General features: G+C 59.0%; 17 protein-coding genes. 7 read left to right on the forward strand and 10 right to left on the reverse strand.

Annotated features, from left to right (window positions below):
- Nucleotides 1–969: 969 nt before the first annotated feature.
- From FJU30_RS07480 to FJU30_RS07510, 7 genes are all read left to right on the forward strand, one after another.
- Nucleotides 970–2094 (forward strand): polysaccharide lyase, encoded by a 1125-nt coding sequence (locus FJU30_RS07480; protein WP_150434361.1) that lies wholly within the window; start codon nt 970–972, stop codon nt 2092–2094.
- A gap of 457 nt (nt 2095–2551) precedes the next feature.
- Complete coding sequence (locus FJU30_RS07485) at nt 2552–4993, forward strand: DmsA/YnfE/YnfF family dimethyl sulfoxide reductase (protein ID WP_150434362.1); 2442 nt, start codon at nt 2552–2554, stop codon at nt 4991–4993.
- A gap of 10 nt (nt 4994–5003) precedes the next feature.
- The gene (locus tag FJU30_RS07490; RefSeq protein WP_150434363.1) at nt 5004–5621 is read left to right on the forward strand and encodes a DMSO/selenate family reductase complex B subunit; all 618 of its coding nucleotides are present in this window, start codon (nt 5004–5006) and stop codon (nt 5619–5621) included.
- Nucleotide 5622: 1 nt separating this feature from the next.
- The gene (locus tag FJU30_RS07495; protein ID WP_150434364.1) at nt 5623–6486 is read left to right on the forward strand and encodes a DmsC/YnfH family molybdoenzyme membrane anchor subunit; all 864 of its coding nucleotides are present in this window, start codon (nt 5623–5625) and stop codon (nt 6484–6486) included.
- 39 nt (nt 6487–6525) lie between these two features.
- Nucleotides 6526–8979, forward strand: a complete 2454-nt coding sequence (locus FJU30_RS07500) for a DMSO/selenate family reductase complex A subunit (RefSeq protein WP_395858512.1) — start codon at nt 6526–6528, stop codon at nt 8977–8979.
- A gap of 75 nt (nt 8980–9054) precedes the next feature.
- Complete coding sequence (gene dmsD, locus FJU30_RS07505; protein ID WP_150434366.1) at nt 9055–9669, forward strand: Tat proofreading chaperone DmsD; 615 nt, start codon at nt 9055–9057, stop codon at nt 9667–9669.
- A 115-nt stretch (nt 9670–9784) separates the two neighbouring features.
- Complete coding sequence (locus FJU30_RS07510; protein ID WP_150434367.1) at nt 9785–10936, forward strand: MFS transporter; 1152 nt, start codon at nt 9785–9787, stop codon at nt 10934–10936.
- Between the two features lie 40 nt (nt 10937–10976).
- Here FJU30_RS07510 and FJU30_RS07515 read toward each other — a convergent pair whose 3' ends face one another.
- The 10 genes from FJU30_RS07515 to FJU30_RS07560 all read right to left on the reverse strand — a co-directional run bounded on the left by FJU30_RS07515 (nt 10977) and on the right by FJU30_RS07560 (nt 22232).
- Nucleotides 10977–11366, reverse strand: coding sequence for a hypothetical protein (locus FJU30_RS07515; protein WP_150434368.1), 390 nt, complete (start codon nt 11364–11366; stop codon nt 10977–10979).
- 114 nt (nt 11367–11480) lie between these two features.
- On the reverse strand, nt 11481–11891 hold the full coding sequence (locus FJU30_RS07520) for a hypothetical protein (RefSeq protein WP_150434369.1): 411 nt from the start codon (nt 11889–11891) through the stop codon (nt 11481–11483).
- Between the two features lie 102 nt (nt 11892–11993).
- A complete protein-coding gene (locus FJU30_RS07525; protein ID WP_150434370.1) occupies nt 11994–13151 on the reverse strand; it encodes a CdaR family transcriptional regulator in 1158 nt (385 codons plus the stop codon).
- A 133-nt stretch (nt 13152–13284) separates the two neighbouring features.
- Nucleotides 13285–14628, reverse strand: coding sequence for an MFS transporter (locus FJU30_RS07530; protein ID WP_150434371.1), 1344 nt, complete (start codon nt 14626–14628; stop codon nt 13285–13287).
- Nucleotides 14629–14739: 111 nt separating this feature from the next.
- The gene (locus tag FJU30_RS07535; protein WP_150434657.1) at nt 14740–15618 is read right to left on the reverse strand and encodes an SMP-30/gluconolactonase/LRE family protein; all 879 of its coding nucleotides are present in this window, start codon (nt 15616–15618) and stop codon (nt 14740–14742) included.
- A gap of 32 nt (nt 15619–15650) precedes the next feature.
- Nucleotides 15651–16997 carry an MFS transporter gene (locus FJU30_RS07540; protein WP_150434372.1) on the reverse strand — a complete coding sequence of 449 codons (1347 nt, stop codon included), beginning with the start codon at nt 16995–16997 and terminating at the stop codon, nt 15651–15653.
- Between the two features lie 135 nt (nt 16998–17132).
- Nucleotides 17133–18323, reverse strand: coding sequence for a thiolase family protein (locus FJU30_RS07545; protein WP_150434373.1), 1191 nt, complete (start codon nt 18321–18323; stop codon nt 17133–17135).
- Between the two features lie 9 nt (nt 18324–18332).
- Complete coding sequence (gene fabG / locus FJU30_RS07550) at nt 18333–19067, reverse strand: 3-oxoacyl-ACP reductase FabG (protein ID WP_150434374.1); 735 nt, start codon at nt 19065–19067, stop codon at nt 18333–18335.
- Complete coding sequence (locus FJU30_RS07555) at nt 19064–20671, reverse strand: acyl CoA:acetate/3-ketoacid CoA transferase (protein WP_150434375.1); 1608 nt, start codon at nt 20669–20671, stop codon at nt 19064–19066. Before FJU30_RS07555 ends, fabG begins: the two co-directional genes overlap by 4 nt.
- Nucleotides 20661–22232, reverse strand: a complete 1572-nt coding sequence (locus tag FJU30_RS07560) for a class I adenylate-forming enzyme family protein (RefSeq protein WP_150434376.1) — start codon at nt 22230–22232, stop codon at nt 20661–20663. The genes FJU30_RS07555 and FJU30_RS07560 overlap by 11 nt, the downstream gene beginning before the upstream one ends.
- Nucleotides 22233–22488: the final 256 nt, after the last annotated feature.

Here is a 22488-nt window from a genome sequence, read left to right on the forward strand (position 1 = left end):
GTGGAACGCTGGCATTCTCTGCCTTGTCGTCATCCCCGAGCCGTTTGTCGCTCCGTCGCAACTTACCTTTGTATACCCCCGATTCGTCAGATTGCAGATGCGTTGGCTATGCTTAATTATGCGCGCCATTTCCGGTCATTAGCTAAAAATAGTTTCGCATAATACGCTACGCTTGCAGGTCATGACGTCCCATCAGCGCTGGCCTCGCACAATGAGAAGTGGAGCATCAATGTGCGAAATTATTTAGCTCTGCGGGAGCGACGTCAGCCGCGGCCCGCGAATGTCTCCTCCGTCGGCTCTTTATGGCTTATGGCCGATGCGCATGAATGCCTTGCGCCCATAAAGGACCCGCTCTTTGCGTTGTTCAAAACGGTAACGCTTTATACCCTTCATGCCGCAGGCGCGTTGTTTTTTTGACTCGCCCTTGCAGCGCTATCGCCAGCGGCGTTTAAATCCTCTGCCGGCGGATTTGTCATTCATCCCGGTTACTTACTGCTATAAGCGTCTGGGGGATTAATGAGAGATTTTCTGTTTCTCACCGAATGCCGTCGTTGGCTGGACAAATTCGTTGCCGACGAAATTGTCGCCGCGTCGCCGCCTTTCTGCAACTCAAAGTATTTTGCGTATAAACGACGGACGTTAGGAATAAACTGATTTTTATCAAAAATAAAATCCAACAAACACTCAACAATAATTCATTGAACTAATAGTTATATTGATAACATCGTGATTATTAATAAAATAAAATGATAATGCGGCGTTTTAATTTAAAGTTATTTGTTAAATCGTATTAATTTTGGTCCGATTAAAAAATGTCGGGTGAATTATGTCGGCTTGATCCTCGCTGTATTTTCCATAACACTGAACTGGCCTTAAATACGGATTGTTTTTTTAAAATGCTTAATATTATATCGGCATGTGGAACGTTAAATGCCGGAGATAATTATATTCCAACAGGAGCTCAATATAATGAAATATCTGTTACCATCAGCCGCCGCCGGACTGCTGTTTGTTGCCTGCCAGCCCGCCATGGCCGCGGATACCGGAGGCTATGCCACGACCAGCGGCGGTGATGTCGCCGGCGCGGTCAAGAAAACCGCCGGCTCAATGCAGGATATCGTGGATATTATCGCCGCCGCGCGTCTTGACGCCAACGGTAAAAAAGTGGCCGGCGGCGCCAGTCCGTTGATTATCACCTATACCGGCAATGAGGATGCCTTGATCAGCGCGGCGGAAGCCAATATCTGCGGCCAATGGAAGAAAGCCGCGCGCGGCGTGGAGATTAAAGAGTTTACTAAAGGGATCACGATTATCGGCGCCAATGGATCTTCAACTAACTTTGGTATATGGATTACCAGGTCGTCCAATGTCGTGGTGCGCAATATGCGTATGGGCTATATGCCCGGCGGCGCGAGCGATGGCGACGCCATCCGCGTCGACGACTCGCCGAATGTCTGGATCGATCATAATGAAATTTTCGCCAAAAACCATGAGTGCGCCGGCACGCCGGACGGCGATACCACGTTTGAATCCGCCGTGGATATTAAAAAAGCGTCAACCAACGTTACCGTCTCTTACAACTATATTCACGGCGTTAAAAAAGTGGGACTGAGCGGCGCCAGCGCCACGGACACCGGGCGCAATATTACCTATCACCACAATATCTATAGCGATGTGAATGCGCGTCTGCCGCTGCAGCGCGGCGGTCAGGTTCATGCATACAATAACCTGTATAGCGGCATTACCAGTTCCGGACTGAATGTTCGCCAGGGCGGCAAGGCGTTGATCGAAAACAACTGGTTCGAGAATGCGAAAAATCCGGTGACCTCGCGTTACGACGGCGCGAATTTTGGCACATGGGTGCTGCGTAATAATAACATCACCAAACCTGCCGATTTTGCGACTTACAAAATCAGCTGGGATAAAGATTCCAGTCCCTATGTGAATGCGGACGGTTGGACAAGCACCGGCACCTTCCCGTCCGTTCCTTATACATATTCGCCCGTCAGCGCGCAGTGCGTTAAAAGTAAACTGGCGAATTATGCCGGCGTGGGGAAAAAACTCGCGGTGCTGACGACCGCCGACTGCCAATAACAGAATAACGGCGCGCCTGACGCAGAGGCAGGTCGCCGCTAAATGAACGTTTGTCATTAACGGCGGGCTTAAAATCGTTTACCAACCCCACATTATTGTGGGGTTGAATGTTTATGGGCACCGCCGTGGGCCAGTGCGCTTTGTTCCGTCTCCCGGAATGACTGTAACTGATAATAATTGTATTTATTATTATCGTTATTGTTTATTTCTTTCGATGTATAAATAAATATATAACCGGTTGATGACTAACCATTTTTAATTTATTCAGTCTGGATCGCAAAACGGAATAAAACCGTTGCGCGTGTGCTGTTTTCTTTGATTTTCAGCAAGAAGTCCGCCGCCAGTTAATACAATGATCGAAAAAAATAACTGGCTGAAAAATATTCACAGTAAACGCATCAACGATTTTCGGCCGCGACATAAACATTCAGGGATGAGGTATTTTCTGGAGTGAGTTATGCCGGGGGACAAATTAACTACGCTGCTGCAGACGCCGGTTAGCAGACGAACGCTGGTCGGTTCGGCCGCCTTAACCAGTCTGGCGCTCGTCACCGGGCAGCTGGCGTTGCCTTTTAGCCGTCAGGCGCTGGCCGGCGCCATGACGCAAGATACGGAAGATAAGCTGGTGTGGGGCGCCTGTTCGGTCAACTGCGGCAGCCGCTGCGCGCTGCGTTTCCACGTGCGCAATGATGAGATCGGCTGGGTGGAGACGGATAATACCGGCCAGGATATTTATGGCGACCACCAGGTGCGCGCCTGTTTACGCGGCCGTTCGATGCGTCGACGGATTAATCATCCCGATCGGCTCAGGTACCCGATGCGGCGTACCGGTAAGCGCGGCGACGGGGCCTTTGAACGCATCAGCTGGGACGAGGCCTTCGATGCGATAGCCGACAATCTGCGGCGCGTCGTACAAAAATACGGCAACGAGGCGGTCTATATCAATTACAGTTCGGGTATCGTCGGCGGCAATATCACCCGCTCATCGCCTTCCGCCTCGCTGGTGACCCGTCTGATGAATTGTTACGGCGGTTCTCTCGGTCAGTACGGCACCTACAGCACCGCGCAGATCGCCTGCGCGATGCCCTATACCTACGGCAGCAATCTGGGCAACAGCACCTCGGATATCGAAAATTCCCGGCTGGTGGTGATGTTCGGCAACAATCCGGCGGAAACGCGCATGAGCGGCGGCGGTATCAGCTGGCTGCTCGAACAGGCGCGCGAACGCTCTCAGGCGAGAATGATCGTTATCGATCCGCGCTATACCGATACCGCTGCCGGACGCGAAGATGAATGGATCCCGATTCGGCCGGGGACGGACGCGGCGCTGGTAGCGGGCATCGCCTGGGTGCTGATTAATGAAAACCTGGTCGACCAGGCCTTTCTGGATACTTACTGCATCGGCTATGACGAAAAAACGCTGCCTGCCGGCGCGCCGGCTAACGGTCACTATAAGGCCTACATTCTGGGCCAGGGCGACGACGGCGTGGCCAAAACGCCGGCCTGGGCGGCCGATATTAGCGGTATTCCGCAGGAACGCATCATCAGGCTGGCGCGCGAGATCGGCAGCACGAAGCCGGCGTATATCTGTCAGGGCTGGGGGCCGCAGCGCCAGGCCAACGGCGAGCTAACCGCCCGCGCCATCGCCATGCTGCCGATCCTGACCGGCAACGTCGGCATCGCCGGCGGCAACAGCGGCGCGCGTGAGTCGACCTATACCCTGACCATTGAGCGGATGCCGGTGCTGAAAAACCCGGTTAAGACGCAGATCCCCTGTTTTAGCTGGACGGATGCCATTGCGCGCGGGCCGGAAATGACCGCCGTCCGCGACGGCGTCCGCGGTAAGGATAAGCTGGATGTGCCGATCAAGTTTATCTGGAACTATGCCGGCAACTGCCTGGTCAATCAGCACTCGGACATCAATAAGACACACGACATACTACGGGACGAGAGCCAGGGCGAGATGATCGTGGTTATCGAAAACTTTATGACCTCGTCGGCGAAGTACGCCGATATCCTGCTGCCGGATCTGATGACCGTTGAGCAGGAGGACATCATCCCCAACGATTACGCCGGCAATATGGGCTATCTGATCTTTATCCAGCCGGTGACCGGCGCCAAATTCGAACGTAAGCCAATCTACCAGATGCTGAGCGAGATTGCCCTCCGTCTCGGGCCTGAAGTCCATCGGGCGTTTACCGAAGGGCGGACTCAGCGCCAGTGGCTGCAGTATCTGTACGCCCGTATGAAGGAAAAGGACGAACAGTTGCCGGATTACGAAGAACTGCGCGCGCAGGGTATCTATAAACGCCGCGACCCCAATGGTCATTTCATCGCCTATAAGGATTTTCGCGCCGATCCGCAGGCGCATCCGCTGCAAACGCCCTCGGGAAAAATCGAGATTTATTCGTCGGCGCTGGCGCAGATCGCCGCCAACTGGCAACTGGCGCGAGACGAGGTAATCAGTCCGCTGCCGGTCTACGATCCGGGGTTTGAAAGCGCGCAAGACGCCGGGCGGCAGGGCTATCCGCTGCAGATGATCGGCTTTCACTACAAAGCGCGAACGCATTCCACCTACGGCAACATTGACGTCCTGCAGGCAGCCTGTCCGCAGGAGATCTGGATGAACCCGCTGGACGCGCAGCCGCGCGGCATCGCCAACGGCGATCGGGTGAAGGTATTTAACGGTCGGGGGACGGTGCTGATTCAGGCCAAAGTCACGCCGCGCATTATGCCGGGCGTGACGGCGATGGCCCAGGGCGCGTGGCACCAGGCCGATATGGCGCGCGATCGCGTCGATAACGGCGCCTGTATCAACACGTTGACCACGCTGCGGCCCTCGCCGCTGGCGAAAGGCAATCCGCAGCACAGTAACCTCGTCCAGATAGAAAAAGCGTAAGGAGCAATCGATGACGACGCAATACGGTTTTTACATAGATTCCAGCCGTTGCACCGGTTGCAAAACCTGTGAACTGGCTTGCAAAGACTACAAAGATTTGACGCCGGAGGTCAATTTCCGCCGCATTTATGAGTATGCGGGCGGCAGCTGGCAGAGCGATGGCGAGGTCTGGCATCAAAACGTTTTCGCCTATTACCTGTCCATCGCCTGCAACCACTGCAGCGATCCGGCCTGTGCCAAAGTGTGTCCGTCCGGCGCAATGCACAAACGGCAAGATGGCTTCGTGGTGGTGGACGAAGCGATCTGTATCGGCTGTCGCTACTGCCACATGGCCTGCCCGTACGGCGCGCCGCAATATGACGCGCGGAAAGGGCATATGACGAAGTGCGACGGCTGCTATGAGCGGGTCGCCGTGGGCAAAAAGCCCGTCTGCGTGGAGTCCTGTCCGCTGCGCGCGCTGGATCTGGCGCCGATAGACGAACTGCGGCGCAAATATGGCGAACTGGCCGAAGTGGCGCCCCTGCCGGAAGCGCATTTCACCCGGCCGAACATCGTTCTGAAACCAAATGCCAATAGCCGTCCGGTACGTGACAACACCGGCTTTCTGGCAAATCCGAAGGAGGTGTGAGATGGGTAACGGATGGCATGAATGGCCCCTGATGATTTTCACCGTGCTGGGGCAGTGCGTGGTGGGCGGTCTGCTGGTGGTGGCGCTGGTGTTACTGAGCGGCAGACTGGACGGTCCGCAAACCCGGCGTCTCCAGCGCGCGATGTTTTTCCTCTGGCTACTGATGGGACTGGGATTTATCGCCTCGGTGATGCATCTCGGCTCGCCGCTGCGGGCGATCAATGCGCTGAACCGTCTCGGCGACTCGGCGCTCAGTAACGAAATCGCCGCCGGCTCGCTGTTCTTTATGCTGGGCGGCCTGTACTGGCTGCTGGCGGTGCTGAACCGCCTGCCGGCCGCGCCGGGCAAGGTCCTGCTGATAGCGACCATGCTGACCGGCATGCTGTTCATTTATACCATGTGTCGGGTGTACGCGATTAATACGGTGCCCACCTGGGATAACGGCTATACGGCGTGGCACTTTGTGCTGACCTTGCTGGCAGGCGGTCCGGTGCTGGGCACGCTGCTGCTGAGAATAGCCGGAGTGGAGATCGACCGCGATCTGCGCGGGCTGGCGCTGGTCAGCGTTCTGGCGCTGTTGATCAGTATGGTCGTTAGCCTGATGCAGGCGTCGGGGCTGGCGGCGATCGCCGGCCCGCTGCAACCGGCGTCGGCGCTGGTGCCGTACTACGGCGGCTGGCAGGCGGCCCGTTTGCTGCTGCTGGCGCTGGGGCTGGGCTGCTGGATCTGTCCGCTGTTGCTGAGAAAAACGCCGGCGGTCGGCGCGCTGGCGCTGGCCACGTCGCTGGTGCTCGGCGGCGAATTGATCGGCCGGGCGTTGTTTTACGGGTTGCATATGACGGTGGGCATGGCGATAGCCGGCTGACGCCATGGGCAGGTTCATCCATCAGGATGGAGTAACGTGATGAGTAAGATTAGCGAGAGTGCGTTGTTATCCGCGCCGATCAGCCGTCGTCGACTGGTGCGCGACGGGTCCGTCATCGGCGCGCTGGCGGCGGCCGGCGGCCTTGCTTTGCCTTTTTCTCTGCGGGCGGCCGACGCGACGGCCGACGGCGCTTCGCCTCAGGCGGAGAAGGTCGTCTGGAGCGCCTGTACCGTCAACTGCGGCAGCCGTTGTCCGCTGCGTATGCACGTCAGCGAGGGGGAAGTGCGCTATGTGGAAACCGACAACCTCGGCGATGACCGCTATGCGGGGATGCACCAGGTGCGCGCCTGTCTGCGCGGGCGCTCGATGCGCCAGCGCATTTATCACCCGGACCGGCTGAAATACCCGATGAAGCGGGTCGGGCGGCGCGGCGAGGGCGAATTCCAGCGCATTAGCTGGGATGAAGCGCTGGATACGCTGGCGGCCAGCCTGCGGGATACGGTGGCGAAGTACGGCAACGAAGCCATTTATCTCAACTACGGCACCGGGACGCTGGGCGGCACGATGACCCGCTCATGGCCGCCGGGGAAAACGCTGATCGCCCGATTGATGAATTGCTACGGCGGCTATCTGAATCACTATGGCGACTACAGCACCGCGCAAATCGCCATGGGGCTGAACTATACCTACGGCGGCTGGGCCGACGGCAATAGCCCGTCGGACATCGAAAACAGCAAGCTGGTGGTGCTGTTTGGCAATAATCCCGGCGAAACCCGCATGAGCGGCGGGGGCGATGTCTACTATATGACCGAGGCGCGGCAGAAATCTCAGGCGCGCATGATTATTATTGATCCGCGCTATACCGACACTGCCGGCGGGCGCGAGGATGAGTGGATCCCGATTCGGCCGGGAACGGATGCGGCGCTGGCGGCGGGCATCGCCTGGGTGCTGATTAATGAAAACCTGGTCGACCAGGCTTTTCTGGATACTTACTGTATCGGCTATGACGAAAAAACGTTGCCTGCCGGCGCGCCGGCTAACGGCCACTATAAAGCTTACATTCTGGGCCAGGGCGATGACGGCACGGCCAAAACGCCGGCCTGGGCGGCCGGCATCACCGGTATTCCGCAGGAGCGCATCATCAGGCTGGCGCGCGAGATCGGCAGTACCAAACCGGCGTACATCTCGCAGGGCTGGGGGCCGCAGCGCCAGGCCAACGGCGAGCTGACTTCGCGCGCCATCGCCATGTTGCCGATCCTGACCGGCAACGTCGGGGTTCACGGCGGCAACAGCGGCGCCAGGGAAGGATCTTACGATACGGAATTTGTGCGCATGCCGACGCTGGAGAACCCGGTCGCCACCAGTATTTCGATGTTTATGTGGACGGATGCGATCGTCAGAGGGCCGGAGATGACCGCGCTGCGCGACGGCGTTCGCGGCAAGGACAAACTGGATGTGCCGATCAAGTTCATCTGGAACTATGCCGGCAACTGTCTGGTGAATCAGCACTCGCAGGTGAACCGCACGCACGATATTCTGCAGGACGACAGTCAGTGCGAAATGATTGTGGTGATCGATAACCACATGACGGCCTCGGCCCGCTATGCCGATATCCTGCTGCCGGACTGCACCGCGTCGGAACAGATGGATTTCTGCCTTGACGCCTTCTGCGGCAATATGGCCTATGTGATCTTCGCCGATCGCGCGATAGAGCCGCGCTTTGAGTGCCGAACCATTTACGACATGATGGCGGCGCTGGCCGGCAGGCTGGGGGTGGAAGCGCAGTTTACCGAAGGGCGCACGCAGGAGGAATGGCTGCGTTATCTGTACGCGCAGTCCCGCCAGCTGATGCCCGAACTGCCGGACTTCGACGCCTTCCGTCGGCAGGGGATGTATAAGGAGCGCGATCCGCAAGGGCACCACGTGGCCTATCGCGCCTTTCGGCAGGATCCCGGCGCTAATCCGTTGACCACGCCGTCCGGTAAGATCGAGATTTACTCCGCCGAACTGGCGCAGATCGCCGCCACCTGGCAACTGGCGGAGGGGGACGTCATCGATCCGCTGCCGGTCTATAGTCCGGGTTTTGAAAGCCGGGCTGATGCGCTGAGCGAGAAATATCCGCTGCAGCTGACCGGTTTTCACTACAAGGCGCGTACCCACTCCACCTATGGCAATGTTTCCTTACTGAAGGCGGCCTGCCCGCAGGAGCTGTGGATCAACCCGATCGACGCCGCGCGCCGGCAGATTAAGGCGGGCGATACCGTGCGTATTTTCAACGACCGGGGCGAAGTGATGATCGCCGCCAAAGTGACGCCGCGTATCATGCCCGGCGTGGTGGCGCTGGGCGAGGGCGCATGGTATGAGCCGGACGATCGGCGGCGCGATCGCGGCGGTTGTATTAACGTGCTGACCACGCAGCGCCCCTCGCCGCTGGCAAAAGGCAATCCTTCGCACACTAATCTGGTGGATGTGCAACGCGTGACCGAAGCATAACGGGCGGCGGCGTTGACGCACGGCGCGATAATCAAGAGCCGGACGAAACGCCGGCTCAGGACAGAGGGCAGGGATATGAATGACGATACGATCGCTCAGACCGGGCGAATGCTGGGGGCGCTGCTGTACTATGCGCCGGACGATGAACGCAATGCGGCGATTTTGTCGCAGTTGCGCCAGCACGGGCGCGAACTGACGTGGCCCTGCGGCCGGTGCGAGGCGAGCGCCGCCGCGCTCGGTCAGATGGTGAGCGGCCTGGCCGGCGAGCATCGGCGGGCGCTAAAGCAGGACTGGCAGCGGTTGTTTATCGGCCCCGATCGCTTGCCCGCGCCGCCGTGGGGATCGGTGTATCTTGACCGGGAGAGCGTGCTGTTCGGCGACTCGACGCTGGCGCTGCGCCAGTGGCTGCGTCAGCGCGGCATCGCGCCGCAGCTGGAACGCCGCGAGCCGGAAGATCATATCGGTTTGATGCTGATGCTGGCGGCCTGGACTGCGGAAAATCAGCCGGCCTGGCTCGATGAACTGCTGGCCGAGCATCTGCTTCCCTGGGCGATGCGCTATCTCGAATTGCTGGAGCCGGGCGCGCGGCATCCGTTCTATCTCGGCCTTGCCAGGCTGGCGCGCATCAGCCTGAACGACTGGCGCGAGGCGCGCCGGATTACGGTGGCGAAGAAGGCTATTTTTTACTGATCTCAGGCGCCGGATAGGCAAAAAATGCTGTGCTTTCAGGGGCCGATTGACATTTCTTTGCGCGGTGGCATCATGCCACCACTTTTCCCTTCGTAGCCTGGTTATCCACCGTATCATGGTTGCTTCTTATTCGCGTCCGGTGCTGTTATTGCTGTCCGGACTGTTGTTGTTGACGATCGCCATTTCTGTATTAAATACTCTGGTTCCCCTCTGGCTTAATGACCAGCAGCTGCCCGTCTGGCAGGTGGGACTGGTGGGTTCATCGTGGTTTGGCGGTAACCTGGTGGGTACTCTGCTGGCCGGCAGAATCATCCGGCAATACGGCTTTAATATTAGCTACTATAGCGCCGCGTTAATCTTCGCGCTGGCCAGCGGCGCGCTGGCGCTGTCCGGCGACATCTGGAGCTGGATGTTCTGGCGCTTTGTCGCCGGGATCGGCTGCGCGCTGATCTGGGTGATGGTGGAAAGCGCGCTGCTGTGCAGCGGCCACGTGACCCACCGCGGGCAACTGCTGGCCGCCTATATGGTCTCCTACTATCTCGGCAGCGTGCTGGGTCAGTTGCTGCTGAGCGTGTTGCCGGCGACGCTGTTCAGCGTGCTGCCCCTGATCACCATGCTGGTGGTGTTGGCGATGCTGCCGCTGTGTTTCGCGCGTTTTCCTCCTCCGCCGCAGCCGGATCACCACATCAGCCTGATGGCGATGTTTCGGTATCGCGAAGCGCGGATGGGCATCCAGGGCTGTATCATCTCGGGCATTATTCTGGGGTCGCTGTACGGCTTAATGCCGGTCTACCTGTCGCATCAGGGCATGAACGGCGGTCAGGTCGGCTACTGGATGGCGCTGCTGATCAGCGCCGGTATCGTCGGTCAGTGGCCGGTGGGGCGGCTGGCCGATCGCTACGGCCGTTTGCTGGTGCTGCGCGTGCTGGTGTTTGTGGTTATTATCGGCTGCGTGGCGATGCTCGGTATTAGTCGCTATGCGCTGGCGCCCTCGCTGTTCGTGCTCGGCGCGGCGGGCTTTACCCTTTATCCGGTCGCCATGTCGTGGGCCTGCGAAAAAGTGCGTCACGGCGAACTGGTGGCGATGAACCAGACGCTATTGTTGAGCTACACGGTCGGCAGTCTGTGCGGGCCGCTGGTCGCCGCCATGCTGATGCAGAGATATTCGGATAATCTGTTGTTTATCATGATCGCCGCGATGGCCTTCGCTTATCTGCTGGCGCTGCTGAAAAAAGCCGATCATCATCACGCGCTGCCGGCCGCCTGAGGCAGATAGCGGCCCTGCGCGGCTAACGCCGGCGACGCCGCTACGATTCATCCGGCGCGGCGGCACCGTCGTTCCGGGCGATGGCCTGCGCGGCGTAGAGCCGCACAAATTCGCGCGCGTCGGCCAGGCTGGCGGGATAGGCCACCTTGCAGTAGCCGCCACCTTCGCTCAGTCGGTAAACCGACTGAAAAAAGAAACCGTGCTCAACCAGATACTGCACTTTTTTCCACTGCCGGATATCCGAGCGGGCAGGGGTGGCGAACTTGCGCGACAGCCCGGTCATCGCGCCGCCGCACTGCGGACAGCGCCGCGCAGCGACGGCGGGCGGTTTACGGTAAGCCTTGCGGCAGATGAAACAGACGTGGGGCAGCAGCCAGCGCTGCGTCTGTCGTTGCCTGGCGAAATAAGAGTGGTGTCTGAATCTTTTCATGGCGCGGATTGGTTAACTAAAAACAGGGATTATACAGTGCCGGAGCGCGCCATAGGGGGCGGCATCCGATATTTCCCCGCCGCCCGCGCCGCGCTGACCAATGACGGGCGCCGTTCAGATACGATCCTCATTCTGCCGATATTGATGCAGCAGCCTGACAGGAAAACCGATGGCGTCCACCAGACGGGCGAAAAACGTCTGGGTTTCCGTCAAATCCTGATCGGCGTTGAATTCACGAAAGGGTTTGGTAAACAGCGTCCAGCCGCATTCCGGCGCCTGACTGAACCTGATTCGGCCGATTTTGTCGTAATTCGGCATGACGTCAAATAACCAGCCCGGCTCCTGCTTCAAAAACTGGCTGTAATAGTGGTCGATCTCAAAGGGTTTATCCGCCGGTCGGATCGCGCGATCCGGCCATTTATACATTTTCCTGAAACCGCATTCCTGCACCAGAAAATGATTAATATTCTTCACAATCTTTTTTTCGTCTGACAGCGCGCAGACAATACCGTAATCAATCCACATCGTCTATTCCCGCTCAAGCCCGTTGCTTGCGCCGGCGAAGTCCGCCGTGCGCCCAGAGGAAACAGTATGCCACAGCGGGCGCGGGTGTGCCGCCTGTCCGTCCTAGCTGAGCGTATCTATCCATTCGCTCTGGCGCGGGCACTGGCGGCGATAGCAGTGTACCGATACCGATAGCTGCACCAGATCGGTAAACACCATGGGATCCAGATGAAGCTGTTTTTTAATCTGCTGCAGCCGGTAGGCGAGGGTATTACGGTGGATGCCCAACTGTTGGGACGTTTTGCCCGCTTCTCCGTTATTGGCGATAAAACAATCCAGCGTGTCCAGCAGCACTTCTCCGGAGTCATGCGCCAGTAGCTGACGTACGTTGTTATTGAAGAACGTAAACATGTAACTATTCTCCAGCACGCGGAACAGGCAGAGCACCGCCATTTCACGAAAATAGTAAATCTGGCGTTGCGGCTGAACCCGCCGGCCCACTTCGATCACCGAACGGGCGAACTGGATGGCTTCGCGAATATCCGGCGCGCTGCCGGCCGTTACGCCGACGCCGATATGGTAATGGCTGATCTGGTTGCTCAGGATAAAACCGATATGCTCCAGCAACGCCTCCTGTTCCCCTTTCACTGAACACAGCAGCAGAACCTCATGACTGCCCAGCAGGATCACCTCGCTGACGGCGGACAGCTGCGAAAATTCGCGCAGCAGCGTACCGAGTACATCGCTGAGATGCTGTTGCGCGACTTCGATCGCCACCACCACCGGAACGAGCGGCGTGTGTAAGGCAAACCCCAGATCTTCCAGACGCCGCAACGTTTCCTGTCCGGCGTTGCGCCCGGCGTGTTCAAGATACTGGCTGAACAGCGTATCGCGCAGGCGCTGGCGCCAGTTCACTTCGCGCATCTCCAGCGCCTGTCGCACCAATAATTCCGCCGTCAGAATGGCCAGCTCGGCATAGCGGCTGATAACCGCAGGATCGCCGCTAATACCGATCACCATCGCCACTTTGTCATCGACCAGAATGGGGTGATTGATGCCGGGATGAACGTTTTTAAAGCGCGCCGCCTCGGCGGCATTGTGGATGTTGATTCGCTTGCCGCTGCGAATCACTTCGCGGGCGATTTCGTGCTGTTCGCCGACCCGGTACGGTTCGCCGGAGGCGATGATCTGGCCGTGATGATCGATAACGTTCACATTGTGATGAATGATCGCCATGGCCCGCGAGACGATTTCATTTGCCAGAGCCGTTGTTATGACCATACTCATTTCCGCCCATTATCGTGGATAAGTTGAATACGCGGCGGCGGCGCACGGCAAGCGTGGCCGGCCATAAAAGCGCAGCGCGCGTTCGCCGCCCCGTTCTTCCCGTCCGTCGCGGGCAGCCTGGCCGGCATCAGATCTTCGCGGTCAGCGCCGGCGTTTTGTCTTTCGTCATCAGCTGCAGCAATACCCCCAACAGCGCGCAGCCGGCCATGGTGAAAAAGGTAAACACGTAACCGGCGGCGCTTTCCCATCCTCCGCCCAGCTGAATCAGCCAGCCCATCAGCAGCGGCGAGATGCCGCCGCCAATAAACATGGCGGTAGTAATGATGCCGTTCGCGGTGGAGGTGGCGCTCTCTTCGGCTGAATCCGACGCCATCGCGTAGTAGATGGGCCAGACGGCGTTGGCGACCAGACCGAAGAATAGCTGGATGGCGATCAGGCGCGGCATATCGGTGGCGAAATAGAACAGCGCGATACCGATGCTCATCCATAGTCCGCAGATAATCAGGGTGCGTTTGCGTCCCAGACTGTCGGAAAGCCAGGGCCAGATCACCTGACCCAGCGTGCCAGTCAGAGTAAAGATAATACTTAATCCGGCGGAGGCGGCCAGCGACAGGCCGGAAACGTGATACAGATAGGGCGGCAGCACGACGTTAATGCCCATGTAAACGATTTGCGTAAGCAGAGTGTTCCCCGCCGTCAGGGAGATATTGCGGTTGCGCAGCGTTCGGACGAAGGTGGCGAAGCCATCGCCTTTATTTACCTGGTTACTTTCGTGCTGCGCCGGGCGGGTCATACCCTGAGCGTCAATATGCCGATACAGGGCATTGATGCGGCGCGCGCTGGAGTACCTGGCCCAAAACAGCATCAAAGGAATGGCGACGATTAGCGGCAGCAGGAAACAGTAGCGCCAGTTTCCTTCGCCGTAAGAGGTGAGCACCGCGCTGGCGACGACGCCGCTCAGCAGCGCGCCGATCGGGTAGCCGGTGTGATGGACGCCCAACGCGAAGCCGCGTTTCTCTTTTGGCCACCATTCGGCGGTATTGCTGACGCCGACCGGCTCGCCCCAGCCGGCGCCCAGATTGACGCCCACGCGCAACAGAATGAACGTCGTCAGGCCGTGGCTAATCGCTTTGAGGCCGGAAATAAACGACAGCGCGGTGTAACCGAGCACCAGCGGCACCTGAAAGCGCGCCCGTTTCCAGCCGGAACCGTAGCGGTCGCTCCATATGGAACCGGGAATATCCAGTATCGCCAGCGCCACCATAATAATCGCCACCATATTGCCCCACTGTTCCGGCGACAGGGAAAATTCGCGGGAAATCACCGGCCCGAGACGCAGAATCATCTCGCGATCGTAGGCGTTCAGTACCCAGATTAGCCAGCACACCAGCAGGGAAATCCAGGAGTAACGGTGGATGGTGCGCCGCTTGCCGGGCCGGGGAGCCGCGGGTTGATTAGTCATGTTTGTCATGAGATATGCTCCGCGGATTCCCTCCGCCGGCTGGCGGAAAGGGGCGCCGCTGTTGTCAGGGTCAGAGTGAACCGCTCGCCTGTCGCGAGCGTCCGGCGGGTGAACCGCGCCTTAGCCGGCGAAGCGGCGTTCGGCAACGCCGGTGACGCCCAGACCATAGATGGCGAACAGGCTGCCGCGCAGCTGATTGTCTTCCGGGAAGCGCGGCAGCGGCGGCTGGGCCATGGAGGTCACGTACAGGACGTCCAGTTTTTCTCCGCCAAACATCACGCTGGTGACTTTTTTCACCGGCATTTCGATGATGCGATCCACCTCGCCGTCCGGGGTATAGCGCACCAGTTTCCCGGCATAAACCAGCGCATTCCACAGGCAGCCTTCGCTGTCGACCGTGGCGCCGTCGGCGGCGCCGCCTTCGCTGTCGTCCACCCGGCAAAACGTACGGCCATTCGCCAGATTGCCGGTGACGGTATCGTAGTCCCAGGCGCGGATCTCGCCGCTCCAGGTATCGGCAAAGTAGAAGGTGTCGCCGGCCGGGCTCCAGCACGGCGCGTTGGAGACGATGATGCCGCTCTGCAAATGATGCAAAGAGAAATCGCCGTCCAGCCGATAGAGCGCAGCGCTGGCCTCCTGTTCGAGCATATCCATGGAGCCAAAAATAAAGCGCCCCTGGCGATCGACTTTGCCGTCGTTCAGCCGGTTGTTGGGTTTATCGGCCTCCGGGTCATGGATAAGCTGCAGTTCGCCGCTGGCGAAATCTAACGTATGAATTCCGTGCTGCAGCGCCACCACCGCGCCGTCGCCGTCCTGGCGCAGCGCAAATGAGCCAATTTTCTGTCTCACGTCCCAGGCCTTGATCTGCGCCCCCTGGTCGGTGCAGGAAAAAAGGCGGCCGTCCTGGCTGTCTACCCAGTAAAGCCGTTGTTGTTCGACGTCCCATAGCGGGCTTTCCCCCAGCCGGGTTTTTAAATCGATTAACACTTCAATACGCATCATGGCCTCCGCCGCTGTTTGCAGAATGGTGGTTAACGTTTATGGTCGTGAATCGCCGCGCTTACGTCAGGCGCGGGCGTTTTCTCGCTGTTGCGAATAAACGTGGAGACGACCGAGCCGATAATCAGCAACGCCACCGCGAACCACAGCCCCGAGGTGGCGGTCCCCGTGTGATCTTCAAAGGCGCCGAGAATAAAGGGGCCGAGGAAACCGCCGCACAGCCCGAGGCAGTTCAGCAGGCCGAAACTGCCCGCCAGCATATGGCCGCTCATCACGTTGGGCAGCCAACTGAAGATGATCGACTGCACGGCGAAGAACATTGAGGCGGCCACGCAGAATCCGACCAGCGCGTAGCCCTGATAGCCGACGGCGCCGATCACCATGCCAAACGCCATGACCAGATAACCCAGCGTCAGCATCCGTCTCGAGCGCGTTTCGTTGCGGGCAAAGCGGGGCAGCAGCACGCCGCCGAACGCCGCGGCGATCCACGGGATCGCGGTCAACAAGCCCACCTGGAGCGAGGAGAGTCCGCCCCAGGCGCCAATAATGCCGGGCAGGAAGTAGCTCAGACCGTAAACGGAAAACTGATGGGTAAAGTAGATCAGCACCAGCAGTAGAAAAACGCCGGTGGACAGCGCTTCTTTCAGCGAGAAGCGGGACGGCGCGTGGTTGGCTTGCTGCGCCTCGCCGGCCAGTTTGTCTTCGATAAAGCGGATATCTTCCGGCGTCAGCCAGTTGGCGTCCGCCGGTTTATCCGGCAAAACGCGCCAGACTACAACGGACAGGGCGACGGCCGGCAGTCCCTCGATGAAGAACATCCACTGCCAGCCGGCCCAGCCCGCCATTCCGTCCAGGTTCAGCAGTGCGCCGCCGAGCGGCGCGCCGATGATATTGGCCAGACAGACGCCGAGCAGAAACATGCCGGTGGCTCTGGCGCGCTCTTCGCGGCCGAACCACAGCGTCAGGTAATAGATGATGCCGGGGTAAAGTCCGGCCTCCGCGGCGCCCAGCAACAGGCGCATGGCATAAAAGGAATAAGGGCCGGTGACAAAGGCCATGGCGCAGGAGATGATGCCCCAGGTGATCATAATGCGCGCGATCCAGCGTCTGGCGCCCACTCTGGCAAGGATCAGATTGCTGGGGATTTCCAGTATCGAGTAGGTAAGAAAAAACAGCCCGGCGCCCAGGCCGAAGGCCGTCGCCGACAGACCGATATCCACCGACATGGTTTCCTTCGCCATGCCGATATTGGTGCGGTCGATAAAACTGATGATATAAGCGATGATCAGCAACGGCATCAGATGACGATAGATTTTTTTATTGGTGCGTTTTTCCTGCTCTTGTATGGCTAACGTCGCCTTTTCATTGAGTGCAGACATGGTTACTATTCCCCTGTTGTTGCGGTCGAAGACCCGCATCGGCGTTGTCAAACGTTCCCGATGCGTCAGCTCAGGTTGCGAATGGTCAAAACAGCACGACGTCCGGCCCGATGCCCCACATCGGGCCTTCTTTCATCAGACGCTTTCGCGTTCGAACAGCATCGAAATACCCTGGCCGCCGCCGATACACATCGTGACAAGGCCGCGGCGCGCGGCGCGGCGTTCCATTTCATACAGCAGTTTCACCGGCAGAATGGCGCCGCTGGCGCCGACCGGGTGACCCAGCGCGATGGCGCCGCCGTTGACGTTGACGCGTCCGGGGTCCAGATGCAGCTCGTTCATTACCGCCAGCGCCTGCGCGGCGAAGGCTTCGTTCAGCTCAATCAGATCCACGGACTGGATGTCCATATCCAGCCTGGACATTAGCTTTCGGGTGGCCGGCGCCGGGCCGAATCCCATGATGGCGGCGTCGCACCCCGCGACCGCCCAGCCGCGGATAGTCATGCGGGGCGACAAACCTCGTTTTTCCGCCTGCCGGCGCGACATCATGACCAGCGCGGCGGCGCCGTCGTTAATGCCCGACGCGTTGCCGGCGGTAATCACCCCGTCGGTTTTAAACGCCGGGCGCAGCGCCGCCAGTTTTGCGCGCGGCGTATCGCGCGGGTGTTCGTCGGTGTTGAATATCCGCGTCGTTTTTTTACCGTCAGGCACCGTGAGCGGCAGAATCTGCTCGCGGAAATGGCCTTCGGCGATGGCCTGCAGCGCTTTCTGCTGGCTGCGCCAGGCGAAATCATCCATCGCTTCGCGGCTGACGTTGAACTGCCGGGCGACATTTTCGGCGGTGATGCCGTTGTGGTACGGCCCCTCCGGCCAGGTGAGTATCGAGATTAATCCGTCCTCCAGCTCGCCGCCGCCCATGCGGTAGCCGTAGCGCGCGCGCCGCAGGTAGTAGGGCAAGCGGGTCATGTTCTCGGTGCCGCACGCCACCACCACGTCAGCCTGCCCGCTCTGAATCAACATCATGCCGTCGGCCAGCGCCTGCAGCCCCGATCCGCACTGGCGGTTGACCGAGTAGGCGGTGGTTTCCCGCGGCAGACCGGCGCGCAGCTGGCAGATGCGCGCGATAAATCCGCTTTCGGCGATCTGCCCGACGTTGCCGACCACGACCTCATCCACCTCGTGCGGGGCAATGCCGGCCCGGGCAACGGCCTCGCGGATTACCGCCGCGCCCAGATCGTGCTGGTGGGTCTCTTTAAAACTGCCGCCGAAAGTGCCGATGGCGGTGCGTACTCCGCTGACGATGACGATGTCATTTGCCTGTTTCATTTGCTCTCCTTACAGCACCATGCCGCCGCCGACGTTAATGACTTCCCCGTTGATATAGCGGGCGCCGTCAGAGGCCAGAAACGCCGCGCACTCGCCGATATCCGTCGTTTCGCCGGCATAGCCCGCGGGGATCTTGTTGATCATTATTTCTCGCACTTTGTCCGGCACGCCGCGCGTCATATCGGTATCGATAAAGCCCGGACAGATGGCGTTGACGGTGACGCCTTTACGCGCCAGTTCGCGGCAGGCCGTTTTGGTCAGACCGATCACGCCGGCCTTGGACGCCGCATAGTTGGACTGGCCGACGTTGCCCAGCCAACTGGCGGAGGCGATGTTGATAATCCGGCCATAGCCGCGTTCACGCATGCGGATCGCCGCCTGCTGCATGCATAAGAATGTGCCTTTGAGGTTGACGTCGATAACCGCGTCCCAGTCCGCATCGCTCAGTTTATGCAGCATGGCGTCACGGTTAATGCCGGCGTTATTGACCAGGATGTCAATCGGCCCAAGTTGCGATTCGGCCAGTTCAAACAGCGTATTGACCTGGTCGCGTTCGGCGATATTGCAGGGGATGAAGATGGCCTGACTGCCCGCCTCACGCAGCTGGGCGGCGCAGCTTTCGCCGCCGCTGTCCAGATCGGAGATCACGACGCGAGCGCCTTCGCGGGCCAGAACCTGCGCGATGCTCTGGCCGATACCGCGCGCGCTGCCGGTGACGATGGCGACTTTGTTAGTGAGTTTCATTCTGTGTTTTCCTCCTGGTTGAGGTGAACCTGCCGGGTCAGCGCGGAGGCCAGCCCGAACGGCGCCTCGTTGAACAGGGCGCTGTCCATTACGGTTAAATCGGGCGCGATAAGCGGGCGAAACGCCATCTGCCGCACAATATCGCGCTCAAGATCGATGCCTGGCGCTATCTCGGTCAGCACCGGGCCTTCGCGGCGCAGTTCGAATACCGCCCGCTCGGTGACGAAATGCATCTTTTGGCCCTTTGCCCGCGCCAGTTCGCCGTTGTAAGAGATTTGATTAACCGCCTTGACCAGTTTGCATACTTCGCCTTCGCGCAGAATGCGCAGTTGGCCCTGCCGGCAGGCAATGTCCAGCCCTTTGGCGGTAAAAGAGGAACAGAACACCACATGGCGCGCGTTCTGGGTAATATCGATAAATCCGCCGGCGCCGGGGCAGGCGTCGCCGAGACGGGTGGCGTTAACGTGGCCGAGCGGATCCATCTCGCCGGCTCCCATGTAGGTGATATCCACGCCGGCGCCGTTGTAGTAGAGCATCTGCTCCTGGTGGCTGATCATGGCGCTCAGATTGCGGCCGATGCCAAAGTCGGCGCCGCCGGCCTGCAGTCCGCCGTATATGCCGGACTCCACGGTGATCGTCACGTCATCCGTTACGCCTTCTTCATGGATCACGGCGCCGATAACGTCGTTGGGAATACCGGTGCCGAGATTGATCACGCAGCCGGGCGTGAGATAGCGGCAGGCAATCCGGCCAATCAGCTTGCGCAGATTGAGCGGCAGCGGGGCGCTCTGACTGGTCGGTAAGCGGATATCGCCGCATAGCGCCGGATCAAATGCCCAGCCGGAGGTTTGCCGGTGATCGTTCTGCGGATCGTCGCAGACTACGATGGCGTCGATAAGCGTGCCCGGCACGGTAACCTTTTTCGGGTGCAGCGAGCCGCGCGCCACGCGGTATTTCACCTGCGCCAGCACTTTCGCGCCGTAGCGTTTAGCGGCCAGCACCGCCGGCAGCACCTCCAGTTTCATCGCCTCTTCATCGGTAGTGAGGTTGCCGTCGCTATCGGCGTGCGTGCCGCGGATGATCACTACGTCGAGCGGAATGGCGGGGTAGAACAGAAACTCCTCGCCGCGCAGGGTCAGGTGCTCAATCCGGTGCGGCTGTCGGCGCGTGCGCGGGTTCATGCGGCCGCCCTCCTGACGCGGGTCGACGAAGGTGCCCAGTCCCACCTGGGACAGCCGTCCCGGCAGGCCGGCGGCCATGTCGCCGTAGAGATGCACCATCTGCCCCTGCGGCAGGCACCAGGCTTCCACTTCGTCGTTGTTGATCATCGTCATCCAGCGCGGCGCCAGCCCCCAATGCGAGCCGATAATGCGCGTCACCAGGCCAGGATGCGCGAAGTGCTGATTTCCGCGCTGCCGATCGCACTGCCCGGCGGCGTGGACAAGGGTGAGATCGCGCGGCGTTCCTTCGTTAATAAAACGCGCTTCGATAGCCTTCAGGATCGATTCCGCCGCGCTGATTAACGTCATCCCCACGGTGCATAGCGTGTCGCCGTTATTAATCAGAGCGGCCGCCTGCCCGGCGCTGATGAATTTATTTTTCACTCTCGTTCCTCCCGGTAAAATAAGGGGCGTATTCCGACATTTTTTCTCTTAATTGCCGCTTGCTGATTTTTCCATTGTGGGTTCGCGGCAGCGTGCGGGTAAAAATAATACGCGCCGGTAATTTAAAGCGGGCCACTTTGGTCTTTAACCAACCGATAATTTCATCGCTGATCAGACTGCACTGGTTTTCCGGCACGATGAATGCGACCGGTTCTTCGCCATATACCGGACTGGGGGCGGGTATTACGGCCACTTCTTTTACGCCGGAATAGGTTGAAATAATATTCTCCAGCTCAATGGAATAAATCTTTTCGCCGCCGCGATTAATAATGTCTTTGCTGCGGTCTTTAATAAACAGATAGCCGTCTTCGTCCAGATAACCCAGATCGCCGGTATAAAACCATCCATCCCGGAAGCAGGCCGCGTCTTTCTCCGCCATCTTCCAGTACTGGCGAATAACGACCGGTCCCTTTAACCAGATATGACCAATTTGCCCGTGGTCGAGATCGCGATGTTGATTATCGCGAATCGCGATGTGTAATCCCGGGATCGCTTTACCTGAGCTGCCGATTTTATTACTGCCCCAGACATCGTCAGAAAAAATCGTGGCGGGAGAGGTGGTTTCCGTGAGCCCGTAAACCGGGTGAATAGCGGTATGTGGAAAACGTTCTTTTAGCTCTTTAATTAATCCTTCGTTCAGATGACCGGCACCGCAGGCAATTGCGCGCAGAGAAGGGAATATTTCAGGCTGCGCATTTTCATGTTGCGCCGCTCTGTTTTTTATCGCCTGACATAAAAGAATAAATACCGTGGGCGAACCATGCAAAAAAGTAATATTTTCCGTGCGGACGGTATCGATTACCTGACCGGCGTTAAATCGGTGCTGTAGCCAGATCGCGCCCCCCTGGCAGATAAACAGCGCCAGTAATGCCGAAAGTCCGGTAATGTGGTAGATCGGCACCGCCAGAACGGTGCTGTCCCGGGCGGTTAAGGCGAACTTTTCCGCATAGGCCTGAACGGCGCTCAGTAAATTACCGTGTGTGATCAACGCGCCTTTAGGCGCGCCGGTGGTGCCGGAGGTGAACATAATGACGGCCGTGTCTTCCCGCTGCAGCGCCGGCGCCGCAATCGGTTCGTCTGTGGGTAAGGTCAGGGCCGGCCATTCCGACAGGGAAACGCAGCGGGCGCCTTCCACTCGCGAGAGCCAGTCCTGGCCGTTGCTGTTGTAAAATACCGCCTGCGGCGCGATATGGCTGATCAGATTTTCGCCTTCCGGCTGTTTGAGTTTGGTGCTGAAAGGGACGACTTCTATTCCCAGACCGAGGGCGGCGAAAAACATTTCGCAGAATGCCGGATGATTTCCCCAGGCCAGAACAATGCGATCGCCCTTACGCAACGACCAGGTACCGGACAGTTGCGCCATCACCTGCTTTACCCGTTGATGGAACGCGCCGTAACTATAGCGCCGCTCTTCAAACGCCAGCGCCAGCGCTTGTGGCTGACGTTGCGCATTCCGGCATAGGATCTGATAAAGGTTCTCGAAAACGACGGCGGCGCCCATTTGTTTCTCCTGGCAAAGCTCGATGGCGATGTCAGCAGTCTGGAAGATTTATCAGCATCAAGTTGCGGCGCCATTCACAACAAAATCGCAACAAAAAAATATTATCATTGTAACCTTGCACAACGCGGCGCGAGCAGGCTCAACTTTTTGGCGGCGGGGGACGCAGCGTGGGTTTAGCCTGGTTTATTAATGAAGGCGTCGGAAATATCGTGGCGCGCATCTGCTGTGCGCGGATGCGCGCGGCGGTGAAGGCCGG

This window comes from Affinibrenneria salicis (assembly GCF_008710095.1).